This is a genomic window from Nonomuraea sp. NPDC048882, from assembly GCF_040649755.1.
GTDB classification, from domain to species: Bacteria; Actinomycetota; Actinomycetes; order Streptosporangiales; family Streptosporangiaceae; genus Nonomuraea; species Nonomuraea maheshkhaliensis.
Map to the genome: position 1 here is coordinate 30,890 of NZ_JBEZGB010000031.1, position 24,871 is coordinate 55,760.

A 24,871-nucleotide genomic window follows, 5' to 3' on the forward strand; every position below is an offset into this window, starting at 1 on the left:
GAGCAGACAGTGCGTTTCATCAGTTACTCAGCCGCGGCCGAGCAGGGCGTCGGGATCAAGTCCGAGGGAGGGTACCGGGGACTACCGGTATCCCAGCTCGGCGGTGACCTGAGGTCGTTCCTCGGTCAGGAGTCCGGGCTCGCGGACCTGGCCAAGCTGCTCCAGGGCGCACCCGAGTTCGCGCTGACCGACGTCACCCTGCTGCCGCCGGTCACCCGGCCGGAGAAGATCCTCTGCATCGGGCTGAACTACCGCTCCCACACGCAGGAGAGCGGATTCGAGGTGCCGGACTATCCGGCGGTGTTCGCCAGGTTCGCCAACGGCCTCGTCGCGCACGGCGCGCCGCTGGTCCGGCCGAACGCGTCCGCGCTGCTCGACTACGAATGCGAGCTCGCCGTGGTGATCGGCAAGGGCGGACGCCACATCGCCCGGCACGACGCGCTCGGCCACGTGGCCGGCTACTCCCTCTTCAACGACGGCTCGGTCCGGGATTTCCAGACGAAGTCGCAGCAATGGACGATGGGCAAGGCGTTCGACGCCACCGGCGCGTTCGGCCCCGAGCTGGTGACGCCCGACGAACTGCCCGACGGCTGCCGCGGGCTGCGCATCAGGACCATCCTGAACGGCGAGGTCATGCAGGACGCCGACACCGAGGACATGATCTTCGGAGTGGCCGAGCTGATCGCCGTCCTGTCCGAGGCGATGACCCTGGCGCCGGGCGACGTCATCGTCACCGGCACCCCCGACGGCATCGGCGCCTTCCGCGACCCGCAGGTCTGGCTGCGGCCCGGCGACGTCTGCACGGTCGAGATCGAGCGGATCGGCACGCTGACCAACCCGGTCGTCCAGGAGCCGGCCGAATGACACAACCCGAGGCCCACGTGTTCGACGACTACAGAGAGGAAGGACCGTTGGTGAGCGACGTCGCCGCGCGGTTCGCGAAGATCGTCGGGGACGCGAATCTCCTCGTCGGCGAGACGATCCCGCCGGACTACGGGCACGACGAGGCCCTGACCGCCGTTCCCCAGCGGCCCGCCTACGTCGCGCGGCCGCGGAGCGCGGAGGAGGTCGCGGCGCTGCTCGTCTGCGCGGGGGAGCACGGCGTCCCGGTCACCGCGCGCGGTTCGGCGACCGGGCTCTCGGGCGCGGCCCGGCCCAGGCCGGGCGGGCTGGTGATCTCGTTCGAGCGCATGAACGCCGTCCTGGAGATCGACGCCGACAACCACGTCGCCGTGGTGCAGCCGGGCATCACGCTCGCCGACCTGGACGAGCGGACCGCCGCCACCGGGCTCGGCTACACCGTCTACCCGGGCGAGCTGAGCGCGACCGTCGGCGGCAACGTCGGGACGAACGCGGGCGGGATGCGCGCCGTCAAGTACGGGGTGACCCGGCACAACGTCGTGGGACTCCAGGCGGTCCTGCCGACCGGCGAGATCATCAGGACCGGCGGCAAGCTCGCCAAGATCTCGTCCGGGTACGACCTGACCCAGCTGATCATCGGCTCAGAAGGCAGCCTCGCCCTCGTCACCGAGGTCACCGTGAAGCTGCATCCCCGGATGCCGTACGGCGCGACCGTGCTGGCCCCGTTCACGAGCGTGGACGAGGTGCTGCGCAGCGTCGTCAAGGTCATCGGCAGCGGGCTGACTCCGCACATCCTCGAATACATCGACGACCGGACCCTGCGCGCGATCGGCGACCAACTGGACCTCGACCTCGGCATCCGCGACGCCGTCAGGGACTCGGCCGCCGCCTACCTGATGGTGGCGCTGGAGAGCCGCGACAAGGACCGCGTGCAGGCCGACGTCATGGAGCTCGGCGGCCTGCTGCTCGACGTGGGGGCGATGGACGCGTACGTGCTCGAAGGCACCGCCGCCGCCAAGCTCGTCGAGGCCCGCGAGAAGTCGTTCTGGACGGCCAAGGCGCTCGGCGTGGACGACATCATCGACGTCGTGGTGCCGCGCGCCGCGATGCCCGAGTTCCTGCGCAGGACCGAGGAGCTCGTGCGCTCGCGCGACGCCGTCGTGGCCGGGTGCGGCCATGCCGGGGACGGCAACGTGCACCTCGGCCTGTTCTGCCCGGACGAGGAGAAGCGAGGGCGGCTGCTGACCGAGATCTTCGCGCTGGGTATGGAGCTGGGCGGGGCGATCTCCGGCGAGCACGGCATCGGGCAGACCAGGTCCGGGTACTTCCTGGAGCTGGAGGACCCGGCGAAGATCGCGCTGATGCGCCGGATCAAGGCGAGCTTCGACCCCGCCGGCATCCTCAACCCGGGCATTCTCCCCGCCGTGGAGGTGTGAATGGGGACGAACGGCGCGCACGCGCTGATCCGTACGCTCACTGACGCCGGGGTGGAGGTCTGCTTCGCCAACCCGGGCACGTCGGAGATGCACTTCGTGGCCGCGCTGGACGGCGTTCCTGAAATGCGGGCGGTGCTGGGGCTGTTCGAAGGCGTCGTCACCGGCGCCGCGGACGGCTACGCCAGGATCGCGGGCAAGCCGGCCGCGACGCTGCTGCACCTGGGGCCCGGCCTCGGCAACGGGCTGGCCAACCTGCACAACGCACGCCGCGCGCACTCGCCGATCGTCAACGTGGTCGGCGACCACGCGACCTACCACAAGCAGTACGACGCCCCGCTCGAATCGGACATCGAGGCCGTCGCCGGCAGCCTCAACGGCTGGGTCCGCAGGTCGGAGCGGGCCGCTGAGGTCGGCGCCGACGCCGCCGCCGCGGTCGCCGCCGCCCAGGATCCGCCAGGCCAGATCGCCACGCTGATCCTGCCGGCCGACGCCTCATGGAGTGAGGGCGGCGTGATTGCCGCTCCCGTCGAGCCCAGAAAGCCCCGGCAGGTCGGCGCGGCCACCGTACGGCGGATCGCCGGAGTGCTGACCGGCGGCGAGCCGGCCGCCCTGCTCATCGGCGGCAGGGCCTGCCGCGCGGCCGGGCTGCGCGCGACGAGCCGGCTCGCCGCCGCGACCGGGGCGAAGGCGCTCGCCGAGACGTTCCCCGCGCGCATGGAACGCGGCGCGGGACTGCCGGCCGTCGAGCGGCTCGCCTACCTCACCGAGTCGGCCGTCCAGCAACTCGCCGGGATCAGGCACCTGATCGTCGCCGGGGCCAAGCCGCCGGTGTCGTTCTTCGCCTACCCGGACCGGCCGAGCGACCTGGTCCCGGAGGGGGCCCAGGTGCACTTCCTGGCCGACGGCGGCGACGACGTGCCGCAGGCCTTGGAGGACCTGGCGGACCTGGTCGCGCCGGGCACCGAACCGGTGCTCCAGGAGGCGGCCAGGCCCGAGCTGCCGTCCGGGCCGCTGACCGGGCAGAACTGGGCCGACGTGATCGGCGCGCTGCTGCCCGAGCGCGCGATCGTCGCGGACGAGTCGAACACCTCGGGACTGTCGCTGCCGCGCGCCACCGCCGGCGCCCCACGGCACGACCTGCTGACGCTGACCGGCGGTGCGATCGGCTACGGCATGCCGGTCGCCACCGGCGCCGCCGTCGCCGCCCCCGACCGGCCGGTGATCAACCTCCAGGCCGACGGCAGCGCGCTCTACACGATCTCGGCGCTGTGGACCCAGGCCAGGGAGCACCTCGACGTCACCACGGTGCTGCTGAACAACCGCGCGTACGCGATCCTGCGCCTGGAACTGCTGCGCGTCGGCGTCGAGGGGCACGGCCCCAAGGCCGGTGACCTGCTCGACCTCTCCCGCCCCGACATCGACTTCGTCCGGATCGCCGAGGGGATGGGCGTGCCCGCGACCCGGGCGACGACCGCCGAGGAGCTGGCCGAGCAGTTCCGGCACGCGCTGGCCGAGCCCGGCCCCCACCTCATCGACGCGATCGTGCCGCCCCTGCTGTGAGGCCGGCCGGACCCCTTCGACCCAGGAGAACGACAGAACATGACCTACCCGACGCGTGTCCGCCCGGTGGACTTCGCCGACCTCTCACCCAGGCAGCAGCAGGTCCGGATCAAGCTGGGCCCGTACGGCGAAGAGGGCGCCTCCGCGATGATGCGGACCTTCCTCCACTATCCCGAGTTCGCCCGCTCCATCGGCCGGATCGGCACCAGGGTCACGCTGACCGGTGACCTGCCGAGGCGCCTGTCCGTCCTGGCGTCGCTGCGTACGGCCTGGCTGTGCGGAGCCGAATACCTCTGGGCGCATCTGCGCGCGGAGGGCGGCGCGCTCGGGATCACCGGCCCCGAGCTCCGCGCGGTCGCCACCGGCGACCATGCCGTCCTGAACAGCATCGAGCGCCACGTCGTCGAAGCGATCGACGAGCTGCACGAGACGCACTACCTGAGCGAGGAGAAGTGGTACCGCGTGGGCCGGCTCGGCCCGAACGCGGTCATGGACCTCATGACGACCTACGGCTTCCTCGTCACGCTCTCGGCCGCGGTCAACAGCATGGGCGTGCGGTTGGAGGACGGCCTCGACGGGTGGGACGTGCCCTGGGACGCGAGCGTCACGGCCGGCACGGGGCTGGCGGCTCCGCGCGAGGTGCCGAAGCGCGTCTTCGAGGCCGACTACGCGCTGCTGAGCCCCCAGCAGGTCGAGCAGACGAACCGGATGGGCCGGCGCGGCAAGCCGACCACCTCCAAGCTGCAGAAAGCCATGATCAACTACCCGGAGTTCCTCCGGTCGATGGCGCCGTTCGGCAAGCGCGCGATCGACGACACGTGCCTGCCGCCGCGGGTGTGGCAGCTCGCCTCCATGCGCACCGTCTGGCTGTGCGACAGCGAGTATCTGTGGTCGCAGCACCGCAAGGCGTGCCTGGCGCTGGGCGTGACCGACGAGGACCTGGCCGGCGTGGCCGAGGGCCCGCGCAGTGCGTCGCTGAAGGACTTCGACCGGGTGGTGGTCAGCGCCGTGGACGAGATGTACCACGGCAACCGCCTCTCGGACGCGAACTGGAAGGAGTTCGACCGGTTCGGCCCCGAGGGGATCACCGACCTGATGCTGGTCTACGGCCTCTACGTGCTGCAGTCCTGCGTGGCGCGCACGTTCGGGACGACCCTGGAGGACGGCGCGCTCGGCTACCTGCCCGAGCTCGACCGCTTCCGCGACGGACAGCAGCGGAGGAGCCGTGGCTGAGCTGCGATCACAGGACTGGTTCGGCGGCACGGGCGCGAAGGGGTTCACCCACAGGAGCTGGGTACGCAGCCGCGGCGTGCCGGCGGACCACTTCGACGGCCGCCCGGTCATCGGCATCTGCAACACCTGGTCCGACCTCACCTCGTGCAACTCGCACTTCCGCGAGCTGGCCCAGCACGTCCGCGAGGGCATCCTGGAGGCCGGCGGCGTCCCCATGGAGTTCCCCGTCATCTCGACGGGGGAGACGCTGACCCGTCCCACCGCCATGCTGCTGCGCAACCTGGCCAGCATGGACGTCGAGGAGACGCTGCGCGCCAACCCGCTCGACGGCGTCGTGCTGATGATGGGCTGCGACAAGACCACGCCCGGCCTGATGATGGGCGCCGCCAGCGTGAACCTGCCCACGATCGGGGTGTCGGCCGGGCCGATGCTCAACGGCAGCTTCCGCGGCCGGCCCTTCGGCATCAAGGACGCCTGGAACCTCGGCGCCGACCTGCGGGCAGGCCGCGCGACCAGCGCCGACGTGGAGGAGGCCGAATCCTGCCTCAACCGCACCGTCGGCGTCTGCAACGTGATGGGGACCGGCTCGACCATGGCGGCGATGGTGGAGGCGCTGGGCGTCGGCCTGCCCGACAACGCCACGATCCCCGCGGTGGACGCGCGCCGCCGGGTGCTCGCGCGGATGGCGGGCCGCCGCATCGTCGGCATGGTGCGCGAGAACCTCACCCTTGACCAGGTGCTGACCAGGCGGGCCTTCGAGAACGCGATCAAGGTGAACGCGGCGATCGGCGGCTCGACCAACGCCGTCATCCACCTGACCGCCATCGCCCGGCGCATGGAGGTCCCGCTGGACATCGAGGACTGGCACACGATCGGCCGCGACATCCCCACCCTGGTCAACATCCAGCCGTCCGGTGCGTACCTGATGCAGGACTTCCACGAGGCCGGCGGGTTGCCCGCGGTCATCAGGGAGCTGTGCGAGGGCGGGCTGCTCGACGGCGACGCCCTGACCGTGACCGGCAGGAGCCTCGCGGAGAACAACGCAGAGGCGGCGTGCCACAACCGCGAGGTCATCTTCCGGCTGGACGAGCCGTTCAAGGCCCATTCCGGGATCGCGGTGCTGCGCGGGAACCTCTGCCCCGACGGTGCGGTGATCAAGCCGTCCGCGGCGGAACCGCGCCTGCTCAAGCACCGGGGCAGGGCCGTCGTGTTCGAGAACCAGGACGATCTCAACGCCCGTATCGACGACCCCGCCCTCGACGTGGACGCGGACTGCGTCCTGGTGCTCAAGAACTGCGGGCCCAGGGGCTTTCCCGGCATGCCGGAGCTGGGGATGATCCCGATCCCGGCCAAGCTCCTGGCCCAGGGGGTCAAGGATATGGTCCGGATCTCCGACGCGCGCATGAGCGGCACCTCCTTCGGCGCCGTCGTCCTGCACATCTCGCCGGAGGCGGCGGCCGGCGGGCTGCTGGGCGTCGTCCGCGACGGCGACCTCATCGAGCTCGACGTCGCCGCCCGCCGGCTCGAACTCCTGGTCGCCGACGAGGAGCTGACGCGGCGGCTCGGGGAACGGCCCGCGACCGAGCCGAAGGCGACCCGCGGCTACGCCAAGCTCTACGCCGACACCGTGAACCAGGCTCACGACGGCTGCGACCTGGACTTCCTGGTCGGCATGACCGGCAGCGACGTCCCACCCAACCAGCACTGATCAGCCGCAGCGGCATGAAAGGGAAACATTGAACGCGACCACGCCTGCCCGGGAACCGGTAAGGATCTACGTCCCCCAGGGCTCACTGGGTGTCGGGCTCTTCCCCGAGGAGATCGACCACGCGCTGAGCCACCGTCCCCACGCCATCGCCCTGGACGCCGGCTCGACCGACGCCGGCGCGGCCTACCTGGCCACGGGGATGTCCAAGAACGACCGGAGCTCGGTCAAGAAGGACCTCACGCTGCTGATGGGGGCCCAGCGGACGGCGGGCATCCCGCTGCTCATCGGCACCTCGGGCCAGGCCGGCGGCGATCTGAACGTCGACTGGACCCGCGACATCGTCACCGAGATCGCCCGCGAGCAGGGTTACACGCCGAAGATCGCGGTCCTCTACTCCGAGCAGGTCCCGGAGCTGATCAAGCGCAAGCTGGCGGAAGGCCGGATCGCCGCCCTCCCGCCGCTGGGCGACCTGGACGAGGCCACCATCGACGAATGCCTGCACATCGTCGCGTTGATGGGCCCCGAGCCCTACTTCGCGGCGCTGGAGGCGGGCGCCGACATCGTCATCGGCGGCCGGACCTCCGACCCGGCGGTGATCGGGGCGTTCGCGCTCTGGAAGGGCGCACCGGCCGGGCCGAGCTGGCACGCCGGCAAGATCGCCGAGTGCGGGGGCCAGGCCACGACCGCCCACACCGGGCAGCGTGGCGTGATCCTGTCCATCGACGCCGGCGGGTTCGAGGTCGAGCCGGTCGATCCGCGGTTCAGGGCGACGACCGAGGGCATCGCGGAACACCTTCTGTACGAGAACAAGAACCCGTGGCGGCTGACCGAGCCCGGCGGCGAACTCGACGTCACCGACTGCGCGTACATTCAGCTGACCGAGTCGAGGGTGCGGGTCACCGGATCGAAGTGGATCCCGCGCCCCTACACGCTCAAGCTGGAAGGCGCCTCGGGCGGCCTGTTCCAGAGCATCATGATCGTCGGCATCGCCGACCCCGACGTGCTCGCCGAGCCCATCGCGTTCCACGACATGATGCTGAAGAACCTGACCGCCCGCGCCATCTCCGCCACCGGCCTGAGCAGCGACGACTTCCACATCTCGCTGCGCATGTACGGCTACAACGGGGTCAGCGGGATGGAGCCGCCGCCCGGCTCGGTCCCGCTGGAGATCGGCATGATGTGCGTCATCACCGCCCAGACGCAGGAACTGGCCAGTCACATCGCCAAGGCGTGCAACCCGTACTTCTTCCACATGCCGCTCCGCCTGGGCATGGAGCTGCCCAGCTACGGCTGGCCGTTCACACCGGGCGACATCGACCGCGGACGGGTCTTCCAGTTCGTGCTGAACCACGTGGTCAGCGTGGACGACCCCCTGGAACTGGTCCGCATACACCTGCTCGACGACGCGAAAGTGAAGGTGGCAGCCGATGCCTAAGGTCCGTGACGTCTGTCATCTCGTCCGCTCGAAGGTGGCGGGCCCGTTCTGGGTCACCATCGACCTGATGTTCGACGGCCAGGAGAACTATGATCGTTATGCGCAGAGCCCCTCGCTGAACGCCGACGCCATCGCGGCGATCTATGGGGTCGAGCCCGGCACGATCTCTCACTACCCGATTCCGCAGATGAGGGTGCTGAAGATCTCCTACCCCAGGCGCACGCCTCAGGGCGGGGTCGAGGAGCGCGACCTGCACTCCGGGCAGCAGTACGCCTACCTCCTCGATGTCGAGCTCACATGACGGGCCGTCGACGACGGGGTGAGGGTGAGAGGGCATGAGTCAGGCGTTCGGTGACTACCAGCTGGAGATCTACTTCAACGCGCTGAACGGGCGCGTCTCCGACTTCCCGATGGACTACGCGACCCTGGAACGCCGGGCGGTCGCCGCGCTCGACCCGTCGCTGCTGTCGTACATCGCCGGCGGCGCGGGGGACGAGGCGACCCAGCGGCGCAATGTCGAGGCGTTCGCGCACTGGGGGGTCGTGCCCCGGATGCTGGTCGGCGCGGTCGAGCGGGACCTGTCGGTGACGGCCTGGGGGCATGCCTTCCCCACGCCGATCTTCATGGCGCCGGTCGGGGTGGCCGGCCTGGTGACCCCCGATCGGCACGGTGACGTCGCCATCGCCCAGGCGGCGGCCGCCACCGGCGTGCCGGCGATGTTCTCCACGCTCATGGAGGATCCGCTGGAGGAGGTCATCCCGCACGCCGGCGAGACCCCGAGCTTCTTCCAGCTCTACACGCCCAAGGACCGCGACCTCGCGGCCAGCCTGGTCGAGCGCGCGGCCCGGGCCGGCTACAGCGGGATCACCGTGACCCTCGACACGTGGCTGCCCGGCTGGCGGCCGAGGGACCTGGCGTCGGGCAACTTCCCGCAGCTGCGCGGGCACGTGCTGAAGAACTACACCAGCGATCCGGTCTTCCGCCGGCTCGCCGGCTCCGAGGATCCGCAGGCGATCGTCCGCACCTGGGCGGGGCTCTTCGGCAACCCGCTGACCTGGGCCGACCTCGAATGGCTGCGCTCACTGACCGATCTGCCGCTCATCCTCAAGGGCATCGCGCACCCGGACGACGCCCGCCGCGCCGTGGACGCGGGCGTGGACGGCGTCTACTGCTCCAACCACGGCGGCCGCCAGGCCAACGGCGGCCTCAGCGCCCTGGAGCTGCTGCCGGCGGTCGTCGCGGCCTGCGACGGCCGGGTGCCGGTGCTGTTCGACTCCGGCGTGCGCAGCGGCAGCGACGTGGTCAAGGCGCTCGGCCTGGGCGCCACCATGGTCGGCATCGGCCGCCCCTACGTGTACGGGCTCGCGCTCGGGGGCGTGCCCGGGCTGATCCATCTGCTCCGGATGTTCCTGGCCGAGGCGGATCTGCTGATGGCCGTGAACGGCTACCCGGACGTGGCCGCCGTACGGGCGAACATCCAGCGCACTCTGGACGGGCCGGGATGACGGCCGCTGACGTCGCCCTGGTCACGGGGGCGAACAAGGGGCTGGGCCGGGAGATCGCCCGGCAGCTCGCCGGCCTCGGCATGCGGGTGTATCTCGGCGCCAGGGACGAGACCCGCGGCAGGCAGGCGGCAGGCGAGCTGGCCGCCGCCGGCGGCGACGTGCGCTTCGTCCGGCTCGACGTCACCGACGCCGGCTCGGTCGCGGACGCGGTCGCCGTGATCGAGGCCGAGTCCGGCCGTCTCGACGTCCTGGTCAACAACGCGGGCATCTCCAGCGAGATCGGCACCGCGGTCCCCGACATCACCGCCGACCAGATGCGCGCGACCTACGAGGTGAACGTCTTCGGCGTCGTCACCGTGACCTCGGCCTGCGTCCCGCTGCTGCGCAGGTCGGCGAACGGGCGGATCGTCAACGTTGTCCAGCCGCCTGGGGTCGCTGACCGCGCTGAGCGCCCCTGACAGCCGCCAGCGCAAGCTCGGGGCGCTCACCTACAGCTCCTCCAAGGCCGCGCTGAACGTGCTCACGCTCCTGTACGCCGAGGCGCTGCGAGCCGACGGCATCCAGGTCAACTCCGTCACGCCGGGGCGGGTGCCGACCGACATCAACGCCGCCACCGACCGGCGCGGTGACCGCACCCTGGCCGAGGGCGCGGCGGCCCCCGTCCACCTGGCCACGCTCGCGCCCGGGACCATGACGGGGGCGTTCCGCGGCGCGGCGATCGACGAGTCACCGGGCTGGTGACCCCAGCCTCGCGGGGTCAGCCGTCCAGCTCGTCGGCGACGCGGACGATGCCGTACCGGTAGGCGTACCGCACGGCGTGCACCCGGTCGCGCAGCTTGAGCTTGGTGAGGATCCGTGAGACGTGCGTCTTGACGGTCTCGTCGCCGATGTAGAGGGTCGTCGCGATCTCCTGGTTGGTGAACCCCTCGGCGAGCAGCAGGAACACCTCGTGTTCCCGGGCGGTCAGCCGGGCCATGCCCGGCGGCAGCGTCTGGGCCTGCCGCTCGGCCGGGGCGATGGCGTCGGCGATGCGCGGCGTGAGCCGCCGGACCACGGACGGGTCGACGTAGGAGTCGCCGCGCGCCGCCGCCTTGACCGCGGCGATCAGCTCCTCGGCGGGCAGGCTCTTGAGCACGAAGCCCTGCACCCCAGCGGTCAGCGCACGATGGAGGTATTCGTCGCTGTCGTACGTGGTCAGCATGAGGATCCGGACGCTGGTCAGCCCCGACGCCTTGATCTCGGCCGCCGCCGCGAGGCCGTCGAGCCTGGGCATGCGCACGTCGAGGATCGCCAGGTCGGGCCGGAGCCGGAGCGTCTCCGTGACCGCGGCGCGCCCGTCGGCGACCTCGGCCACGCACTCCAGGTCCGGCTGGGTGCTGAGGATGGCGCGCAGCCCGGAGCGGAAGGCCGCGTGGTCGTCGGCGATGAGGATGCGGGATATCACGGTGTCTCTCCTGGCGATGGCGCGTCAAAGCGTACGCTCACCCTGGTCTCCCAGGTCTTTCCCGCGGCGTCGGGCCCGTGGGTGACGGTGCCGCCGAACAGGGCGACCCGGCTTCTGATGCCCACGAGCCCGCGCCCGGTCGAGGGCCGCTCGGCCCGCTGCGGGCAGGTGCCGATGCCGTTGCGCACGCCCAGCTCCACCCGCTCCCCGGCGAACTCCAGATCGACGTCCACGGTGCCGCCGTTCCCGTAACGCAGGGCGTTGGTCAGCATCTCCTGGGCGATCCGGTACAGCGCGATGTCCACCGAGCCCGGCAGCCGGCGCGGCGGGCCGGCCACCTGGAACCGGATGCCGAGGCCCGAGCGCCGGACGCCGTCGAGCAGCCCGTTCAGGTTGCCGAGGCCGAGCTGGCCGGCCGAGCCCGGGGTCCTGTGCAGGACGTCGAGCACCCGGCGCAGGTCGAGCATGGCCGACCGGCTGGACGCCTCGACGGCCGTGAGCGAGTCGATGATGTCCGGATCGGCGCACTCGGGCCGCGCGGCCAGCTTGAGCCGGGCCGCGCCCGTGTGCACGCCGATCGCGCTCACGTGGTGGGAGATGACGTCGTGCAGGTCACGGGCGATCGACGTGCGCAGCCGCTCCGCGGCCCGTTCCATCTTGGCGGTGGCGTCGCGTACCTCCATCTCGCGGTTGCGGTGCAGCTCGGCGATGTAGCCGCGGCGCGCGGAGGTGTAGCGGCCGACCAGCCAGGGGATGAACGCGTCCTTCATGATCCCGGTGACGGCCGACAGCGGATCGCCTGGGCCGGCCACCGACTCCGCGACCGCCATCCCGGCCGCCAGCACGACGGCGGCGGCGATGCTCGACCGGTCACGCAGCCAGGCGCCGGTGCGGTACGCGGCGATCACGCCGCCGATGAGGTCCCAGTCCGCGCCGGGGGTCGCCTGGAGCAGCAGCGCCAGGCCGATGGCGGCGGCCGCGTGCGCGACGGCCACGTGCCCTGAGTACCGGGGCGGCAGCGCGAGCGCGGCGTCCACGCACACGATGGCGACCAGCCCGCCGATCCTGGGCGCGGCGGGCAGAGCGGGCGTCGCCACCACGTACAACGCGACGTCGACCAGGAGGCAGGCCAGGGCGATGAGCCGAGCCTGCCGGGCGAGCGACTGCATCACACCGTGCACTTCCCTCCGTCGCGCGGACCAGTGCGCTACGGGCGTACCGGCATCCTCCACATCGGCCATCTGAACCATCTATCACTGACCCGCCCTCGGATGAATCCCCCGATCAGGGGGCATGCCTCCCCGAATGGTGTGACGCTCGCCACGCGCCCGGGTCTGTACGTTTGCGGCAATCCGGTCTCGTGATGGAGGGCCCGTGCCGTCGTACAACCTGTCCTCGCTGCTCGAATCGAGCGCGACCAAGCACCCGGACCGTGCCGCGATCGTGCTCGGCGCGACCCGCCTGACCTACGCCCAGGTGGACGCCGCCGCCAACCAGGTCGCCGGCCTGCTGGTCTCGCGCGGCGTGCGGCCCGGCGACAAGGTCGCCCTGATGATCCCCAACCTGCCGTACTTCACCATCGTCTACAACGGCATCCTCAAGGCCGGCGCCACCGTCGTGCCGCTCAACGTGCTGCTCAAGGGCCGCGAGGTCGCCTACCACCTCGCCGACTCCGACGCGGTCGCGCTGTTCGCCTTCGAGGGCAGCCCCGAGCTGCCCATCGGCCGGGAGGCGTACGCGGGCTTCCAGGCCGCCGGGAGCGTCAGGCACTTCTTCGTGGTCACCGCCGACCCGGCCGCGCCCAGCCCGATCGAGGGCGCCGAGACGTTCGGCGCCGCCGTCGGCGGGCGGCCGGCCACGTTCGCCACGGTCGCCACCGACGAGGACGACACCGCCGTCATCCTCTACGGCCTGTCGGAGACCTCGCCGGTGGCCGCCTTCAAGCCGCGCGGCGCCCCCGCCAGGGCCGGCTCCATCGGCACGGCGATCCCGGGCGTCGAGCTCACCCTGCTCAAGCCGTCGAGCTGGGAGGAGATCGACTGGACGCCCGGTGCGGTCGGCGAGATCGCGATCAGGGGCCACAACGTGTTCAAGGGCTACTACGGCCGCCCCGAGGACACCGCCGAGGTGCTCACCGGGGAGGGCTGGTTCCGCACCGGCGACCTGGCCAGGCGCGACGAGGACGGCTGGTACTCCATCGTCGACCGGGCCAAGGAGATGATCATCCGCGGCGGCTTCAACGTCTACCCGCGCGAGGTCGAGGAGGTCCTGCTCACCCATCCGGCGATCTCGCTGGCCGCCGTCATCGGCGTCTCTGACGAGTCCCACGGCGAGGAGATCAAGGCCGTGGTCGTGCTCAAGCCGGGGGAGAGCGCCACGCCGGCCGCCCCGGTCGCCGGGTCGGCGGCCGAGGCGTCGGCGGGTCGGCGGGTCGGTGGGTCGGCGGGTCAGAACTTGAGCCACCAGCTCCTGAGGGTTCCGACGTCGCCGGCGGTGACGTCCTTGACCCGTAACTTCCAGGTGCCGTTGGCCGGGAACTGTCTCGCGTCCACCCAGAAGGTCTTCGAGATCCCGTCCCCGTCGTCCGTGGGATCCGGCAGCAGCAGCTTGGAGACGGAGCCGTTCGGGGCGACCAGGTCGATCTGCAGGTCGCCGCACCAGGTGTGATCGATGTCGACGCCGATCGTCACGTCGTCGTAGGCGTTGCCGGGGAACCATCCGGTGACCGTGATGGGCGCCTCCACGACGCCGCTGTCGGGGATGGCGTACTCGTTGGTGTTCTCGTAGAAGGGGACGTCCATGGACCAGGAGCTGATGGTGCCGGTGTCGCCCTTGTAGGCGTCGGTGGCGCGCAGTTTCCACGTCCCGTTCACCGTCGTCAGCTTGCTGGCGTTCACCCGGTAGACCTCCGACAGGGACGTGGCGTCACTGGGGGAGGGGTTCTGCAGGTTGTAGATCGTGCCGTTCGGGGCGACCAGCTCGATCTTCAGGTCGCCCACCCAGGTGTGCACGACGTACACCCAGATGTGCAGGTACACGGGTCCCGAGCCCTTGATGCCGCTCACCGGGAGCGGCGAGTCCACCTTGCCGGGGTCCGGGATCTTGTACTTGTTGGAGTTGATGAAGAAACGCGACCACTGGCCCTCGGGGTCCTCCGGGTCGGGCTCCTCGGGGGTGCTGCCGAGGGCGGCGGCGTCCAGCTGGAGCCGGGGGGTGACGGCGGAGCCGTTCGTGATGGGCCGGCCCGTGCTCTTCATCAGCGTGAGGAGCTCGTCGACGCTCTTGGCCGGAAACTTCTGGCGCAGTACGGCGAACGCCCCGGTGACGTGCGGGGCGGCCATGGAGGTGCCGTTCATGCTCGCCCACTTGGCGCCGGGCACTGAGGAGACGATCCCGGTGCCGGGCGCCATCAGGTCGAGCAGCGCGCCGCGGTTGCTGAAGGTGGAGACGCCGTCCTCGTCGGTGGTGCTGCCCACGGTGATGGCGGAGGAGACGCAGGCGGGAGCGGCGACGGCGTCGTTGTAGCCGTCGTTCCCTGCGGCGATCACCGTGGCCACGCCCTCGGCCAGCAGGTCCTCGATGACAGGACCGCGCAGGTCGGTCTCCCCGCAGTCCGCGGTGTAGCGGCCGGAGCCGAGGCTCAGGTTGGCGGCCACGAGCGGGACGCCGGACTCCTTGAGCTCCAGGACCTTCTCCAGCCCCGAGAGCTGGGCGCTGGTGAAGCTGAGCACGCACGGCGAGGCGCCCGTGCCGCAGAACTCGTCGGTGCCGAACTTGCTGAACACCTGGATCGCGACCACGTTCGCGCCGGGGGCCACGCCGGCCGGCGGTGCTCCGCTGACGTTCGCGCCGTTCCCGGCGGCGATGCCCGCCACGTGCGTGCCGTGGGCGCAGTTGAGCGGGGCGACCGAGCAGGGGCCCTGGTCGGTGTCGGCCGCTCCGGTGCCCTCCTGCTCGTCCTCGCCGCTGGGGCACAGGCTGGAGGCGCCGTACTCGGCGTCGGACGGCGAGAAACAGGCCTCGGCCACGACCCGGCCGGTCAGGAAGGGGTGGGTGCGGGCCACCCCGGTGTCCAGCACCGCGACCGCGGTGCCGGCGCCGGTCAGGCCCTCGGCCCTGGTCTTGTCACCGCCGATCAGGGGGACGCTCTGAGCGAGCACCGGGGGGACGGGGACGTCCTCGGTGACGCTCACCACGCCGGTCTGCAACTGCAGCCGGTTCAGACCGGCCGCGTCCACCCGCAGGGTGACCACCGGATAGCGGGAGAACGTGCGCAGCGGCGTGCCGGCGGCGGTCGCGGCGGGAAGGTCGCTCCGGGACTTGGTGACCACGTTGACGCGGATCTTGCGGCCGTCGTCCGTCTTCGCGGGCAGGGCGGGATCGATGACCGGACGCTCCGCGTTCGAGGTGACGGTGCGGGCGGGTTTCGGCGGCAGGGTCGCCGGCGCCGGATTCGGGGCCGGGCTGACCGGCGCCGGGCTCGGCGCCGCGGTCGCCGGCGCCACCTGAGCGCCCAGGAGTGTCGTGACAGCTAACGCCAAAACGAGGGGCAGCGATCTTTTCATGGCAGGGAGTCGCCTCTTCCAGCGAGATCTGTGGCGCTGAGTGGTTCGTGGGTGGCGGGCCGGCGGCCGCCCGGGAGCGGGGCCACCGGTGCCCCGTTCGCGGTTCGTGGCGCGACCGGATGGCGGCCGATGCCGCCATCCGGTCGGAGGAGGGCCACCGAGCAGGTCAGAGGTGGCGCGTCAGGGGGATCACGGGTTGCCGAACTTTTTGACGAACTTGTGGTAGACGACCGCCCATGCCCGGCAGTCGGGGCGTACCAGGATGAAGTAGCCGCCACACACCTTGTCGCGCAGGGTGATGTAGAAGCGGTTGTCCACGTCGAGCTTCTTCGAGCGTGTGTTGTCGAGGTAGTACTTGTACTTCTTCTTCTTGTTGGCCATCAGGCCGTAGCCGTAGTCGTGGGAGTCACAGGCCGGGCGGAAGTCGAAGTTGTGCGGCTTGTCGGGCGACTTCGTGCAGTGGTCGTAGGTGATGCCCCTGACCTTGAAGCCGTTGGCGGTGCGCTTCCAGGCCGGCTTGCGGAACTTGCCGCCGTGGTAGGCCCAGGCCGAGCAGCCCTTGGTCGTGTACCACATCCATTCCTTGGCCGTGTTGCACTTGCGCGGGTAGGACTGCGGCGGGTCCACGCCGTCCGGCAGGAAGTCGCTGGCCGGCGGCTCGGTCGCGTCGGGGTCGTCGAGCCCGGCCGCGCCCTCGGTCTCCCCGCCGTTCTCCGGCATGTCGGGGTCGGTGGCGGTCACCGTGGGAGCGGCGGCCCCGGCCGGGAAGGTGAGCTGCCAGCCGCCGTTGCTGGAGGACTGGATCGTCGACAGGCGGCCCGTCGGGTCGTAGTCGTAGGCCGCCTGGACGGTGCCCTCGCTCGGGTCGGCCATGCCGCGCAGCAGGCCGTTCGGGTCGTAGGCGTAGGTGGCCTCGGTCAGGGGCGCCTCGGTCCCGTACGCCACCGAGATCGACTTGAGCCGGCCGGCGAAGTCGCCGAAGGTGTCGCCCGCCGCCGTGGTGGCCGTGGCGTAGGTGAACCTGGTGACGGTGTCGGGGGTGCCGGCGCCGGCCGGCTCCCCGACGGTGCTGACGCGGCCCTGGGCGTCGTACGTGATCGTGGACGAGCCGAAGGCGGCGGTGCCCACGCTGGTCACCCGCCAGGGGTCGGCGCTCGGCGCCCCGGCCGGCCGGGACCAGGTGTACTTGAGCTGGAGAGCTCCCTGGCCGATGGGGGCGCCGGCGGCGTCGGCGAAGGCGTCGTCGTCCGCCTCGACGGGGCCGGGGTCCGTCTTCAGCGTCTCGGTCGTCGTGGTGCGCATGACGCCGAGGTTCGCGTCCCACTTGGTGAGCTGCGTGATCGTGGATCCGTTGGCGGCCTCGTAGGTACGGATGCTGCCCCCGTCCGGGCTTGAGACGTCGCTCGCCAGCGGATACTGGGTCTGCGTCCCCTCCTCCAGATCGGTGACGACGATCAGGCCGTTCTGGACCTCCAGCTTGCGGTTGATCGCCCCGCCGGCGAACTCGGCCTGCCAGCCCGGACCGAACACGCCCAGCTCGGGCCGGGTGGCCGGGGCCGACTGCGGCCGGGCCAGATCGCCGCCGGTCAGCGCCACGCCGTGCTTGCGGCTGACCGAGCCCGCCGAGACGTCCAGCTCGGTGAGCTTGAAGGTCTTCGTGTCGGCGGAGTACAGGCCGGGACCGATCTCCTTGACGTCGGCCAGCGGCGGCTCGTCCAGCGCGGCGGCGGCGACGGACGGTGAGACGGAGAAGGGGACGAGCATCGCCGCGAGGGCGACGGGCAGTGCTAATCGGCGCACGTGGTTCCTCCTGTTTACGGAGAGTGGTTGTCGAACCCGGACCATCCGATTCGGAGGATGAGAGCCCGTCATGACGCCCGGCTGACGGCAGGCTGACGTTCCGGCGTGCCACGCCCGGGGCCGGCCGCCTCCCGCCGCCGTGTACCCGATCCGGCCGGTCGCAGGAAACCCCTGGCCGGGGGCCTGATCCGGCCGGCTCGCCGGCGGCGGCCGGCGCCACATTCGCGCCACATCGCCCGGCCCGCGTCACCTCTCCGCCCGCGGGGCGGGACGGCGCGCGGGGAGGGTACGTCAGCGGTGTTCGATCCGCGCCTCTTCTCACGGATCTTGATCGAGCTGATAATGATCGCGACGATTCCCGTGCGAACGGAGAGTGTCGTGGAGTTTCGATTACTCGGCCCCCTCCAGGTCGCCGACGGTGACGGATGGGCCACGATCCGCGCACCTCAGCAGCGTGCCGTGCTGGCCGTGCTGCTGCTCGCGGGCGGCCGGATGGTCTCGATCGACCGGCTCATCGACGAGCTCTGGGGCGAACGCCCGCCCGCCTCCGCGCACAACACGATCCACGCGTACGTGATGCGCCTGCGGCGGGTCCTGGGCGACGGGCTCGGGCGCCGCCTGCTCACCCGGCCACCCGGATACCAGTTGCAGGCCGAGGCGCAGGCGCTGGACAGCGGCGTCTTCGACCGGCTGCTCATGGAAGGACAGCTCGACGCCGCCGCCGGCCGGTGGCAGTCGGCCTCCGACCGGCTGTCGCAGGGCCTGGCCCTTTGGTACGGCTCAGGCGCGCTGGCCGACGTTGCCTCGACCCCGGTGGTCGAGATGGAGCGGGCCCGGCTGGAACGGGGCCGGCTCACCGCCCTGGAGCTCGGCATCGACGCCGACCTTGAGCTGGGCCGGCCGGCCGACGTGCTGCCGAGGCTGGAACGGCTCACCACCGAGCATCCGCTCAGGGAGAGCCTGCGCCGTCAGCAGATGCTGGCGCTGTACCGGTGCGGGCGGCGTACCGAGGCCCTGGAGGTCTACCGCGAGACCCGCCGCCTGTTCGTGGACGAGCTGGGCATCGAGCCGGGGGCGGAGCTGCGGGACCTGGAGCGCGCCATCCTGCGGGACGAGCGGCCCGTGCGCGGCGCCGTTGCCGCCGGCCTGGCGCGCGGCGGAGGTTCCGCCGCTCCGGGCCGGGCCGCCCGCGCGCGGCCGGCCGGGACCAGGCCGCCGTGCATGCTGCCGCCCGACATCGCCGACTTCTCCGGCCGCGAGGAGCAGGTGCGCCTGCTCGTGAAGCAGCTCACCAGCGGCGACGGGGCGACCGCGCCGGCCGCGACGGCGCTGTGCGGCCACGGCGGCGTCGGCAAGACGACGCTCGCCGTGCACGTCGCGCACCAGCTCCGCACCCACTTCCCCGACGGTCAGCTCTACGTCGACCTGCACGGCGCCGAGCGGCATCCGGCCGAACCCGGCGAGGTGCTGGCCCGCTTCCTCACGGCGCTGGGCGACGACGGCAGGGCGCTCCCCACGAGCACGGAGGAGCGCGCGGAACGCTATCGGGGGCTGATGGCCCATTCCCGGCTGCTGGTCGTGCTCGACAACGCGGCGAGCGAACGGCAGCTCCGTCCGCTGCTGCCCGGCGGCCCCGGCTGCGCCGTGATCGTCACCTCCAGGAGACGGCTCGGCTGGCTGGGCACCCAGCCGCTGCACCTGGACGTCCTCGACCCGGACGCGGCCCGGCACCTGCTGACCAGGATCGTCGGCGAGGAGCGCCCGGCCGGCGCACCCGAGGTGGCCGAGACGATCGTGCGGCTGTGCGGCTACCTGCCGCTGGCCATCCGGGTGGCGGGCGGACGGCTGGCCGCCCGCCCGCACTGGCCGCTGGAGCGGATGGCCACCCGGCTGATGGACGAACGGCAGCGGCTGGACGAGCTCTCCGAGGGCGACCTGGCGGTCCGGGCCAGCCTGGAGCTCAGCTACGCCGGGCTGGAACCGGGGAGCCGGCTCTTCTTCCGCTCGCTGGGCCTGCTCGACGTGCCCGACTTCGCCGCCTGGCTACCCGCCGCGATGCTCGACGTCTCCGTCGAACAGGCGGAGAGCCACCTGGACTCCCTCCTCGACGCCCAGCTGCTCACCTGGTCCGGCACCGACGGGCTGGGCCAGAACCGCTACCGCCTGCACGACCTCGTCCGCCTGTACGCCCGCGAGCGCGCCGAGCACGAGGACCCGCCAGAGACGCACGCCCGGCTGCGCACCCGCGCGCTCGGCGCCTGGCTCTCCCTCGCCGAAAGCGCCGACCGGCTGCTCGCCGAACGCGTCGCCGCCGACATCCGCGGCTCGGCCCCCCGATGGCCGGCCGACCCGGCCATCGTCCGCGCCACCCAGGCCAACCCCACGGCGTGGTTCGACAGCGAGCGCGCCTGCCTGCCCGCGCTCATCGCCCAGGCGGGCGCGGCCGGGCTGGACGACGACACCGCATGGGAGCTCGCCGCCACCGCGATCAACTACTTCGCCGTACGCGGCTTCTACCACGACTGGCTGCGCACCCACGAGCTGGCCCGCCAGGCGTGCGTCCGGGCGGGCAACCGGCGCGGCGAGGCCGTCATGCTGCGCAACCTGGGCTTCCTGCGGATGATCGGGTTCAGAGCCCCGTCGGGGGTCATCCTGGTCGGGGCGGAGTCCGCGCTGGAGACGTTCCGCCGGACCGGCGACCGGCACGCGAAGATCGACGCCCTGTTCCTGTGCGGGTTCGGGCTGCGTCACAGGGGCAACTTCGACCAGGCGCTCGAACTCGTCACCGAGACCATGATGGAGGCGAGGTCGGCCGGATACGCCCTGGGCCTCGGGCGCCTGTGGTACCTGCGGGCGATCATGGCGCGCGAGCAGGGACACGACGTCAACGCCGCCCGCTACGCCGAGCTCAGCTTCCAGCTCGCCGAGCGCAGCGGCGCCATCCACGACCGGGTGCTCGCCCTGTGGGAGCTGGCCGCCACGCCCGGCAGGGACGTCGCGGCGCGGCAGACGTGGGGCCGGCTCCAGGAGCACATCGACGTGTGCCGTGGCCGGGGTGAGCGGGTGCTGGAGGCGTACCTGCTGCTCGCCGCGGGCGATCTCGGCCGGGTGCTGCGGCAGCCGGACGCGCGCGACCTCGTCGAACGCGCGCTGAAGGTCTTCGACGAGTACGTCGTCCCGCTCGGCCAGAGCGTCGGCCTGCGGCTGCTCGGCGAGCTCGACCACGCCGCGGGAGAGCACGAGGCCGCCTGCCGTCACCTGCTGGACGCGGTCGGGATCAGCCGCCAGACCGGCAACACGTACGAGCAGGCTCTCGCGCTCAAGGCCCTGGGCGCCGCGCGGCACGCCAAGGGGGACCACGACGCGGCGAGGCGGGCCAGGCGGCAGGCGCTGGCGCTGTTCCGGCAGCTCGGCAACCTGCGCGAGGCCGACGCGCTCACCGCCCTGGACGCGATGGCCCCCGTACGGAACGGATAGTTCCCGTGCCGCCGCTGCCTCAGCGGCAGGGAGGGTCGTACGGGAGGTCGGCTCCGACGTGGTCGCGCCAGTCCTGCGGGGTGAGCCGGGTGAGGGCGCAGACGCGGCGGGCGGCCCGCTCCTCGTCGAGGTGCCACAGCGACACCAGGTAGTGGTTGCCGCCGCCGGCCAACCTGGTGCCGTCGGGGCTGAACGCCACCGACATGACGTTGTCGGTGTGCGCGGTGAGCGGGCCGCCGCGCACGGCGGGGCGCGCCGGATCGCGTACGTCGTACAGACGGAGCGAGCCGTCGGCGCCCGCGCTGGCCAGCGTCCGGCCGTCGGGGCTGAAGGTCACCGAGAAGACCGCGCCGGTGTGCCCGGTGAGGCGGCGGCTCGCCGGGCGGCCGGTGAGGTCCCACAGCCGCACCTGCCGGTCCTCGCCCGCGCTGGCCAGGGTGCGGCCGTCGGGGCTGAACGCGACCGCGCGGACGCTTCCGGTGTGGCCGGTCACCAGCCGGTCGCGCTCGGCGGGACGGCCGGGGTCACGCACGTCCCACAGCCGTACCGACTTGTCGTGAGTGGCGGCGGCCAGGGTCGTGCCGTCGTGGCTGAACGCCAGCCCGTGGACGAACCCGGAGTATCCCGGCAACGGACGGCTGGGCAGCGGACGGCCGCGGAGCGTAGGACGGTTCGGATCGGTGACGTCCCACATTCTCACCACACCGGCCGCGTCTCCGCTCGCCAGAGTGCGGCCGTCGGGGCTGAAGGCCACCGCGTGCACGGCGCCGGCGTGGCCGCGCAGCGGCGGGCCGCGGGAGGTGGGGCGGCCGGTCACGTCCCACAGTCTCACGGCGCGGTCGGCGGCGGCACTGGCCAGGGTGCGGCCGTCGGGGCTGAACGCGACCGCGTAGACGTAACCGGTGTGACTCGCGCTGCCGCGAGGGCGCAGCCGGTCGGTGACGTCCCACAGTCGCACCTTGCTGTCGCCGCCGCCGCTGGCCAGGACGCGGCCGTCCGGGCTGAAGGCCGTCGTGGTGACGCCGCCCGCGTGCGCGGAGCGCTGGCCGGCCGGCAGGTGCCACAGACGGATGACGTCATCGTCGCCGCCGCTGGCCAGGACCGTGCCGTCGGGGCTGAACGCCAGGCCCCAGACGTTGTCCCGGTGCCCGGTGAGCGGACGCCCGCGCGGGACGGGCCAGAAGGGCGAGGTCAGGTCCCACATCCGGATCGTCTGGTCGTCGCCGCTGCTGGCGAGGGTGACGCCGTCGGAGCTGAAGGCCAGTGCGCGGACGGTGTTGGTGTGGCCTGGGACGGGGTTGGCGCGCGGCTCGATCCGGCCGGGCACGGTCACGTCCCACACTCTGATGGCCCGGTCGGTGCCGCTGCTGACCAGGAGCTTCCCGTCCGGGCTGAACGCCAGTGCGTTGACCGGCACGCCGCCGGAGCCGATCCGCCGCTGGACGCGCGGGGTAGGCCCGTCCTTGGCGGACATGTCCCACAATCTCACCACACCGTCCGCGTCCGAGCTGGCCATGGTGCGACCGTCCGGGCTGAAGACGACCGCGTGGACGGCGGAGTCGTGGTGCTTGAGCCTGCGCCCGGGACGTTCGGGGTGGGTGGCGTCCCAGGTCCACATCGTGCCCGCGTTCCCGGCCGCGGCCAGCGTCCTGCCGTCCGGGCTGAACGCCACGTGGTTGACGTCCTCGGCCGAGCCGGTCGCCAGGATGCCCTTCGGGCCCGGCCTGGCGGGGTCGGTCACGTCCCACAGCCGGACCTCGCCGGCGCTGCCCGCGCTCGCCACCGTCGTGCCCGCGCGGCCGATCGCCAGCGCGTAGACGGGCCCCGCGTGCCCGGTGAGAGTCCTGCCCTGGCCCCGGGCCACGTCCCAGAGGCGTAGCCTGCCGTCGCCGCCGGCGCTGACCAGGGTGCGGCCGTCCGGGGTGAACTCCACCTGGTTGACGTCGCCGCGGTGTCCCGTGAGCTGCGCGGGCAGCGGGACGTGCTGGGTGGTGAGCAGGCGCGTGTAGGTCTCGCCTGGCGGCTGATCGGGCGGGCGCCTGCGGTGGGCGAGCAGCGCCAGTTGAGCCGACAGCGCTATGTCGGTGCCGGCGGTCCGGTCGGACTCGGCCAGGATGCGGTGGTAGAGCGCGGTGTCGCGCTGGCGTACCGCCTCGCTCCGCTGCACGGAGGCGAAGACGGCGGCGGCGCCGGCGAGCACGGTCAGCACGGTCAGCACGGCCGTGACGCCGGTACGCAGCCGCCGCCCCCGCCGCCACGCCCGCACCGACGCGCCCAGAAACTCTTGCCCAGCCGGACTCAGCCCACCGCCCTCACCCGCCTTCCCAGGGGGGTCGGCCCTGGTGCGGTCCCGAGCGTTCCGCCTGGCCCGGTCGTCGTGAACGCCGTGCTCGGCGGCCCATGCGCGGGCGGCTTCGAGGCGGCTGCCTCGGAACAGCAGGGAAGCGTCGTGGCGGGAGCGCGTCCAGGCGGCGGCCGTGTCCTCCAGGTCCTGGCGGAGCAGGCCGCCGGCGCGGTCGGCGTCCAGCCAGCCGCGCAGCCGCGGCCATTCGCGCAGCAGCGCCTCGTGCGTGATGTGGATCGTGCCCGCGTCCTGGGTGATCAGCCGGGCGTCGGTGAAGGCCGTCAGCGCGGCCACGGCCGCTTCGCCCGCCACGTCGTCCCTGGACAGCGGGCGGCGGGTGTCCTCGCCGTGGTCGCCGAGCTTGACCAGGCGCAGGAACAGCGGCCGCACCGCCTGCCGGGCGCCGGGGGCCAGCGCCGTGTGCACGAGTTCGGCGGTCTTGGCGATGGCCTGGTGGATGGTGCCGGTGTCGCGGTAACCCTGGGCGGTCAGGGACGAGCCGTGCCGCTGCTGCCAGGTGGCCCGCAGCGCGTGCGCGAGCAGCGGCAGCCGCCCGGCCTCGTAACCCTCGCCCGCGCCGCCGTAACGAACGCCGCCGTGACGAACGCCGCCGTCACTGATGCCGCCGTCGCGAATGCCGCCGTCACGACCGCTGTCGTCGCGGACGCCGAGGTCGCGTAGCAGCAGCTCGGTCAGGCCCGGCTCGACCTCCAGCCCGGCCTCCTGCGCCGGATAGAGGATCGCCTCGCGTACCTGCTCCTCGCTCATGGCCCCGACCAGGAGCTGCCGATCCTGCAACGCTCGCCGCAACGCCGCGTACCCGGCGCAGGCCGGATAGAAGTCGGCCCGCAGCCCCGCCACCACCAGCGCCTGCCCCGGCCCGGCCAGGCGGTCCAGCGCCTCGATGAAGGCCGCCCGCCGCGACTGCGCGCCGCACAGCGTGAAGACCTCCTCGAACTGGTCGACGATCAGCACCGTCCGCCCTGGCAGGCCGGCCGCGCGCAACAGGCGCGCGCCGCTTCCCGGATCGGTGGCCAGCGCCTCGGCCACCTCATCGGCCTGTCCGCCGGTACGCAGGCAGATCGCCGCGGCCAGCGCCCGCAACGGATCGGGCCCGGGCATCAGGGTCAGCACGGCCCACGCCGCCGACCCGGGCAACGCCCCCGCCTGCAGCCGGGGCACCAGCCCGGCCCGCAGCAACGACGACTTACCCGCGCCGGAAGGAGCCACCACCAGCTGCGGCCCGCCCCGCTCCAGCCGTCCGTCGAGCCGGTCGATCAGCTCCGCGACCACCTCGTCCCGCCCGAAGAACCACCGGGCCTGATCCGGCCCGAACGCGGCCAGCCCCGGGTATGGGCACTCGTCCCCGGCGGCCTCGCCCCGCCGCCGCCCGCGCACCCCGTCCCCGTAGTGGAAATGCTGGTCACGCGCGGCCTGGTGGACGACGGCCTCCCCGGAGGCATGCGCGACGAGATGAACGTCAGGCCCGTCCCGCTCCATGCG

The 24,871-nt window shown here is 72.3% G+C and carries 17 protein-coding genes and 1 pseudogene; 13 read left to right on the top strand and 5 right to left on the bottom strand.

Annotated elements, in window-relative coordinates:
* The first annotated feature begins 9 nt into the window (after window positions 1-9).
* Genes AB0C27_RS52910 through AB0C27_RS52955 form a run of 10 tightly spaced genes read left to right on the top strand, consistent with a single transcriptional unit; the run spans window position 10 to window position 10,479 of the window.
* A complete protein-coding gene (locus AB0C27_RS52910) occupies window positions 10-864 on the top strand; it encodes a fumarylacetoacetate hydrolase family protein (protein ID WP_357862357.1) in 855 nt (284 codons plus the stop codon).
* Window positions 861-2,297 carry an FAD-linked oxidase C-terminal domain-containing protein gene (locus tag AB0C27_RS52915; protein ID WP_357862359.1) on the top strand — a complete coding sequence of 479 codons (1,437 nt, stop codon included), beginning with the start codon at window positions 861-863 and terminating at the stop codon, window positions 2,295-2,297. The genes AB0C27_RS52910 and AB0C27_RS52915 overlap by 4 nt, the downstream gene beginning before the upstream one ends.
* On the top strand, window positions 2,298-3,857 hold the full coding sequence (locus tag AB0C27_RS52920; protein ID WP_357862361.1) for an acetolactate synthase large subunit: 1,560 nt from the start codon (window positions 2,298-2,300) through the stop codon (window positions 3,855-3,857). It abuts the gene before it with no gap.
* Between the two features lie 39 nt (window positions 3,858-3,896).
* Window positions 3,897-5,090, top strand: a complete 1,194-nt coding sequence (locus AB0C27_RS52925) for a carboxymuconolactone decarboxylase family protein (protein WP_357862363.1) — start codon at window positions 3,897-3,899, stop codon at window positions 5,088-5,090.
* On the top strand, window positions 5,083-6,798 hold the full coding sequence (locus tag AB0C27_RS52930; protein ID WP_357862365.1) for an IlvD/Edd family dehydratase: 1,716 nt from the start codon (window positions 5,083-5,085) through the stop codon (window positions 6,796-6,798). Before AB0C27_RS52925 ends, AB0C27_RS52930 begins: the two co-directional genes overlap by 8 nt.
* A 28-nt stretch (window positions 6,799-6,826) precedes the next feature.
* On the top strand, window positions 6,827-8,233 hold the full coding sequence (locus AB0C27_RS52935) for an acyclic terpene utilization AtuA family protein (protein WP_357862367.1): 1,407 nt from the start codon (window positions 6,827-6,829) through the stop codon (window positions 8,231-8,233).
* Entirely contained in the window at window positions 8,226-8,534 is a 309-nt protein-coding gene (locus AB0C27_RS52940; RefSeq protein WP_357862368.1) for a DUF4387 domain-containing protein, read from the top strand. The genes AB0C27_RS52935 and AB0C27_RS52940 overlap by 8 nt, the downstream gene beginning before the upstream one ends.
* A 34-nt stretch (window positions 8,535-8,568) precedes the next feature.
* Window positions 8,569-9,738, top strand: a complete 1,170-nt coding sequence (locus AB0C27_RS52945) for an alpha-hydroxy-acid oxidizing protein (RefSeq protein WP_357862370.1) — start codon at window positions 8,569-8,571, stop codon at window positions 9,736-9,738.
* The gene (locus AB0C27_RS52950) at window positions 9,735-10,196 is read left to right on the top strand and encodes an SDR family NAD(P)-dependent oxidoreductase (protein WP_357862372.1); all 462 of its coding nucleotides are present in this window, start codon (window positions 9,735-9,737) and stop codon (window positions 10,194-10,196) included. The genes AB0C27_RS52945 and AB0C27_RS52950 overlap by 4 nt, the downstream gene beginning before the upstream one ends.
* Window positions 10,153-10,479 (top strand): SDR family NAD(P)-dependent oxidoreductase, encoded by a 327-nt coding sequence (locus AB0C27_RS52955; RefSeq protein WP_357862374.1) that lies wholly within the window; start codon window positions 10,153-10,155, stop codon window positions 10,477-10,479. Before AB0C27_RS52950 ends, AB0C27_RS52955 begins: the two co-directional genes overlap by 44 nt.
* Before the next feature lie 16 nt (window positions 10,480-10,495).
* Here AB0C27_RS52955 and AB0C27_RS52960 read toward each other — a convergent pair whose 3' ends face one another.
* Together AB0C27_RS52960 and AB0C27_RS52965 are read right to left on the bottom strand one after the other, a co-directional pair.
* On the bottom strand, window positions 10,496-11,182 hold the full coding sequence (locus AB0C27_RS52960) for a response regulator transcription factor (protein WP_357862376.1): 687 nt from the start codon (window positions 11,180-11,182) through the stop codon (window positions 10,496-10,498).
* Window positions 11,179-12,363 carry a histidine kinase gene (locus AB0C27_RS52965; protein WP_357862378.1) on the bottom strand — a complete coding sequence of 395 codons (1,185 nt, stop codon included), beginning with the start codon at window positions 12,361-12,363 and terminating at the stop codon, window positions 11,179-11,181. Before AB0C27_RS52965 ends, AB0C27_RS52960 begins: the two co-directional genes overlap by 4 nt.
* 193 nt (window positions 12,364-12,556) lie before the next feature.
* Between AB0C27_RS52965 and AB0C27_RS52970 the strand changes: the two are divergent.
* Window positions 12,557-13,549 (top strand): annotated as a pseudogene (locus AB0C27_RS52970) (AMP-binding protein); the annotation flags it as partial.
* Window positions 13,550-13,629: 80 nt separating this feature from the next.
* On the opposite strand, the gene AB0C27_RS52975 reads toward AB0C27_RS52970, so the two are convergent.
* Window positions 13,630-15,513 carry a S8 family serine peptidase gene (locus AB0C27_RS52975; RefSeq protein ID WP_357862380.1) on the bottom strand — a complete coding sequence of 628 codons (1,884 nt, stop codon included), beginning with the start codon at window positions 15,511-15,513 and terminating at the stop codon, window positions 13,630-13,632.
* A 52-nt stretch (window positions 15,514-15,565) separates the two neighbouring features.
* On the opposite strand from AB0C27_RS52975, the gene AB0C27_RS52980 reads away from it, so the two are divergent.
* Window positions 15,566-15,691 carry a hypothetical protein gene (locus AB0C27_RS52980; protein ID WP_357862382.1) on the top strand — a complete coding sequence of 42 codons (126 nt, stop codon included), beginning with the start codon at window positions 15,566-15,568 and terminating at the stop codon, window positions 15,689-15,691.
* A gap of 245 nt (window positions 15,692-15,936) precedes the next feature.
* On the opposite strand, the gene AB0C27_RS52985 is transcribed toward AB0C27_RS52980, so the two are convergent.
* Window positions 15,937-17,547 carry a phospholipase A2 gene (locus AB0C27_RS52985; RefSeq protein WP_357862384.1) on the bottom strand — a complete coding sequence of 537 codons (1,611 nt, stop codon included), beginning with the start codon at window positions 17,545-17,547 and terminating at the stop codon, window positions 15,937-15,939.
* Window positions 17,548-17,925: 378 nt separating this feature from the next.
* Between AB0C27_RS52985 and AB0C27_RS52990 the strand changes: the two genes are divergently transcribed.
* Window positions 17,926-21,024, top strand: a complete 3,099-nt coding sequence (locus tag AB0C27_RS52990; RefSeq protein WP_357862386.1) for a BTAD domain-containing putative transcriptional regulator — start codon at window positions 17,926-17,928, stop codon at window positions 21,022-21,024.
* 19 nt (window positions 21,025-21,043) lie between these two features.
* Here the strand turns inward: AB0C27_RS52990 and AB0C27_RS52995 are convergent, their stop codons facing one another.
* On the bottom strand, window positions 21,044-24,868 hold the full coding sequence (locus tag AB0C27_RS52995) for a WD40 repeat domain-containing protein (protein WP_357862388.1): 3,825 nt from the start codon (window positions 24,866-24,868) through the stop codon (window positions 21,044-21,046).
* Window positions 24,869-24,871: the final 3 nt, after the last annotated feature.

What these genes read in the sequence shown, in the direction of transcription:
- AB0C27_RS52915 (WP_357862359.1), top strand. Translation starts at nt 861, where the DNA reads ATGACACAACCCGAGGCCCACGTGTTCGACGACTACAGAGAGGAAGGA.
- AB0C27_RS52920 (WP_357862361.1), top strand. Translation starts at nt 2,298, where the DNA reads ATGGGGACGAACGGCGCGCACGCGCTGATCCGTACGCTCACTGACGCC.
- AB0C27_RS52925 (WP_357862363.1), top strand. Translation starts at nt 3,897, where the DNA reads ATGACCTACCCGACGCGTGTCCGCCCGGTGGACTTCGCCGACCTCTCA.
- AB0C27_RS52940 (WP_357862368.1), top strand. Translation starts at nt 8,226, where the DNA reads ATGCCTAAGGTCCGTGACGTCTGTCATCTCGTCCGCTCGAAGGTGGCG.
- AB0C27_RS52945 (WP_357862370.1), top strand. Translation starts at nt 8,569, where the DNA reads ATGAGTCAGGCGTTCGGTGACTACCAGCTGGAGATCTACTTCAACGCG.
- AB0C27_RS52950 (WP_357862372.1), top strand. Translation starts at nt 9,735, where the DNA reads ATGACGGCCGCTGACGTCGCCCTGGTCACGGGGGCGAACAAGGGGCTG.
- AB0C27_RS52980 (WP_357862382.1), top strand. Translation starts at nt 15,566, where the DNA reads ATGACCGGACGCTCCGCGTTCGAGGTGACGGTGCGGGCGGGTTTCGGC.
- AB0C27_RS52995 (WP_357862388.1), bottom strand. Translation starts at nt 24,868, where the DNA reads ATGGAGCGGGACGGGCCTGACGTTCATCTCGTCGCGCATGCCTCCGGG.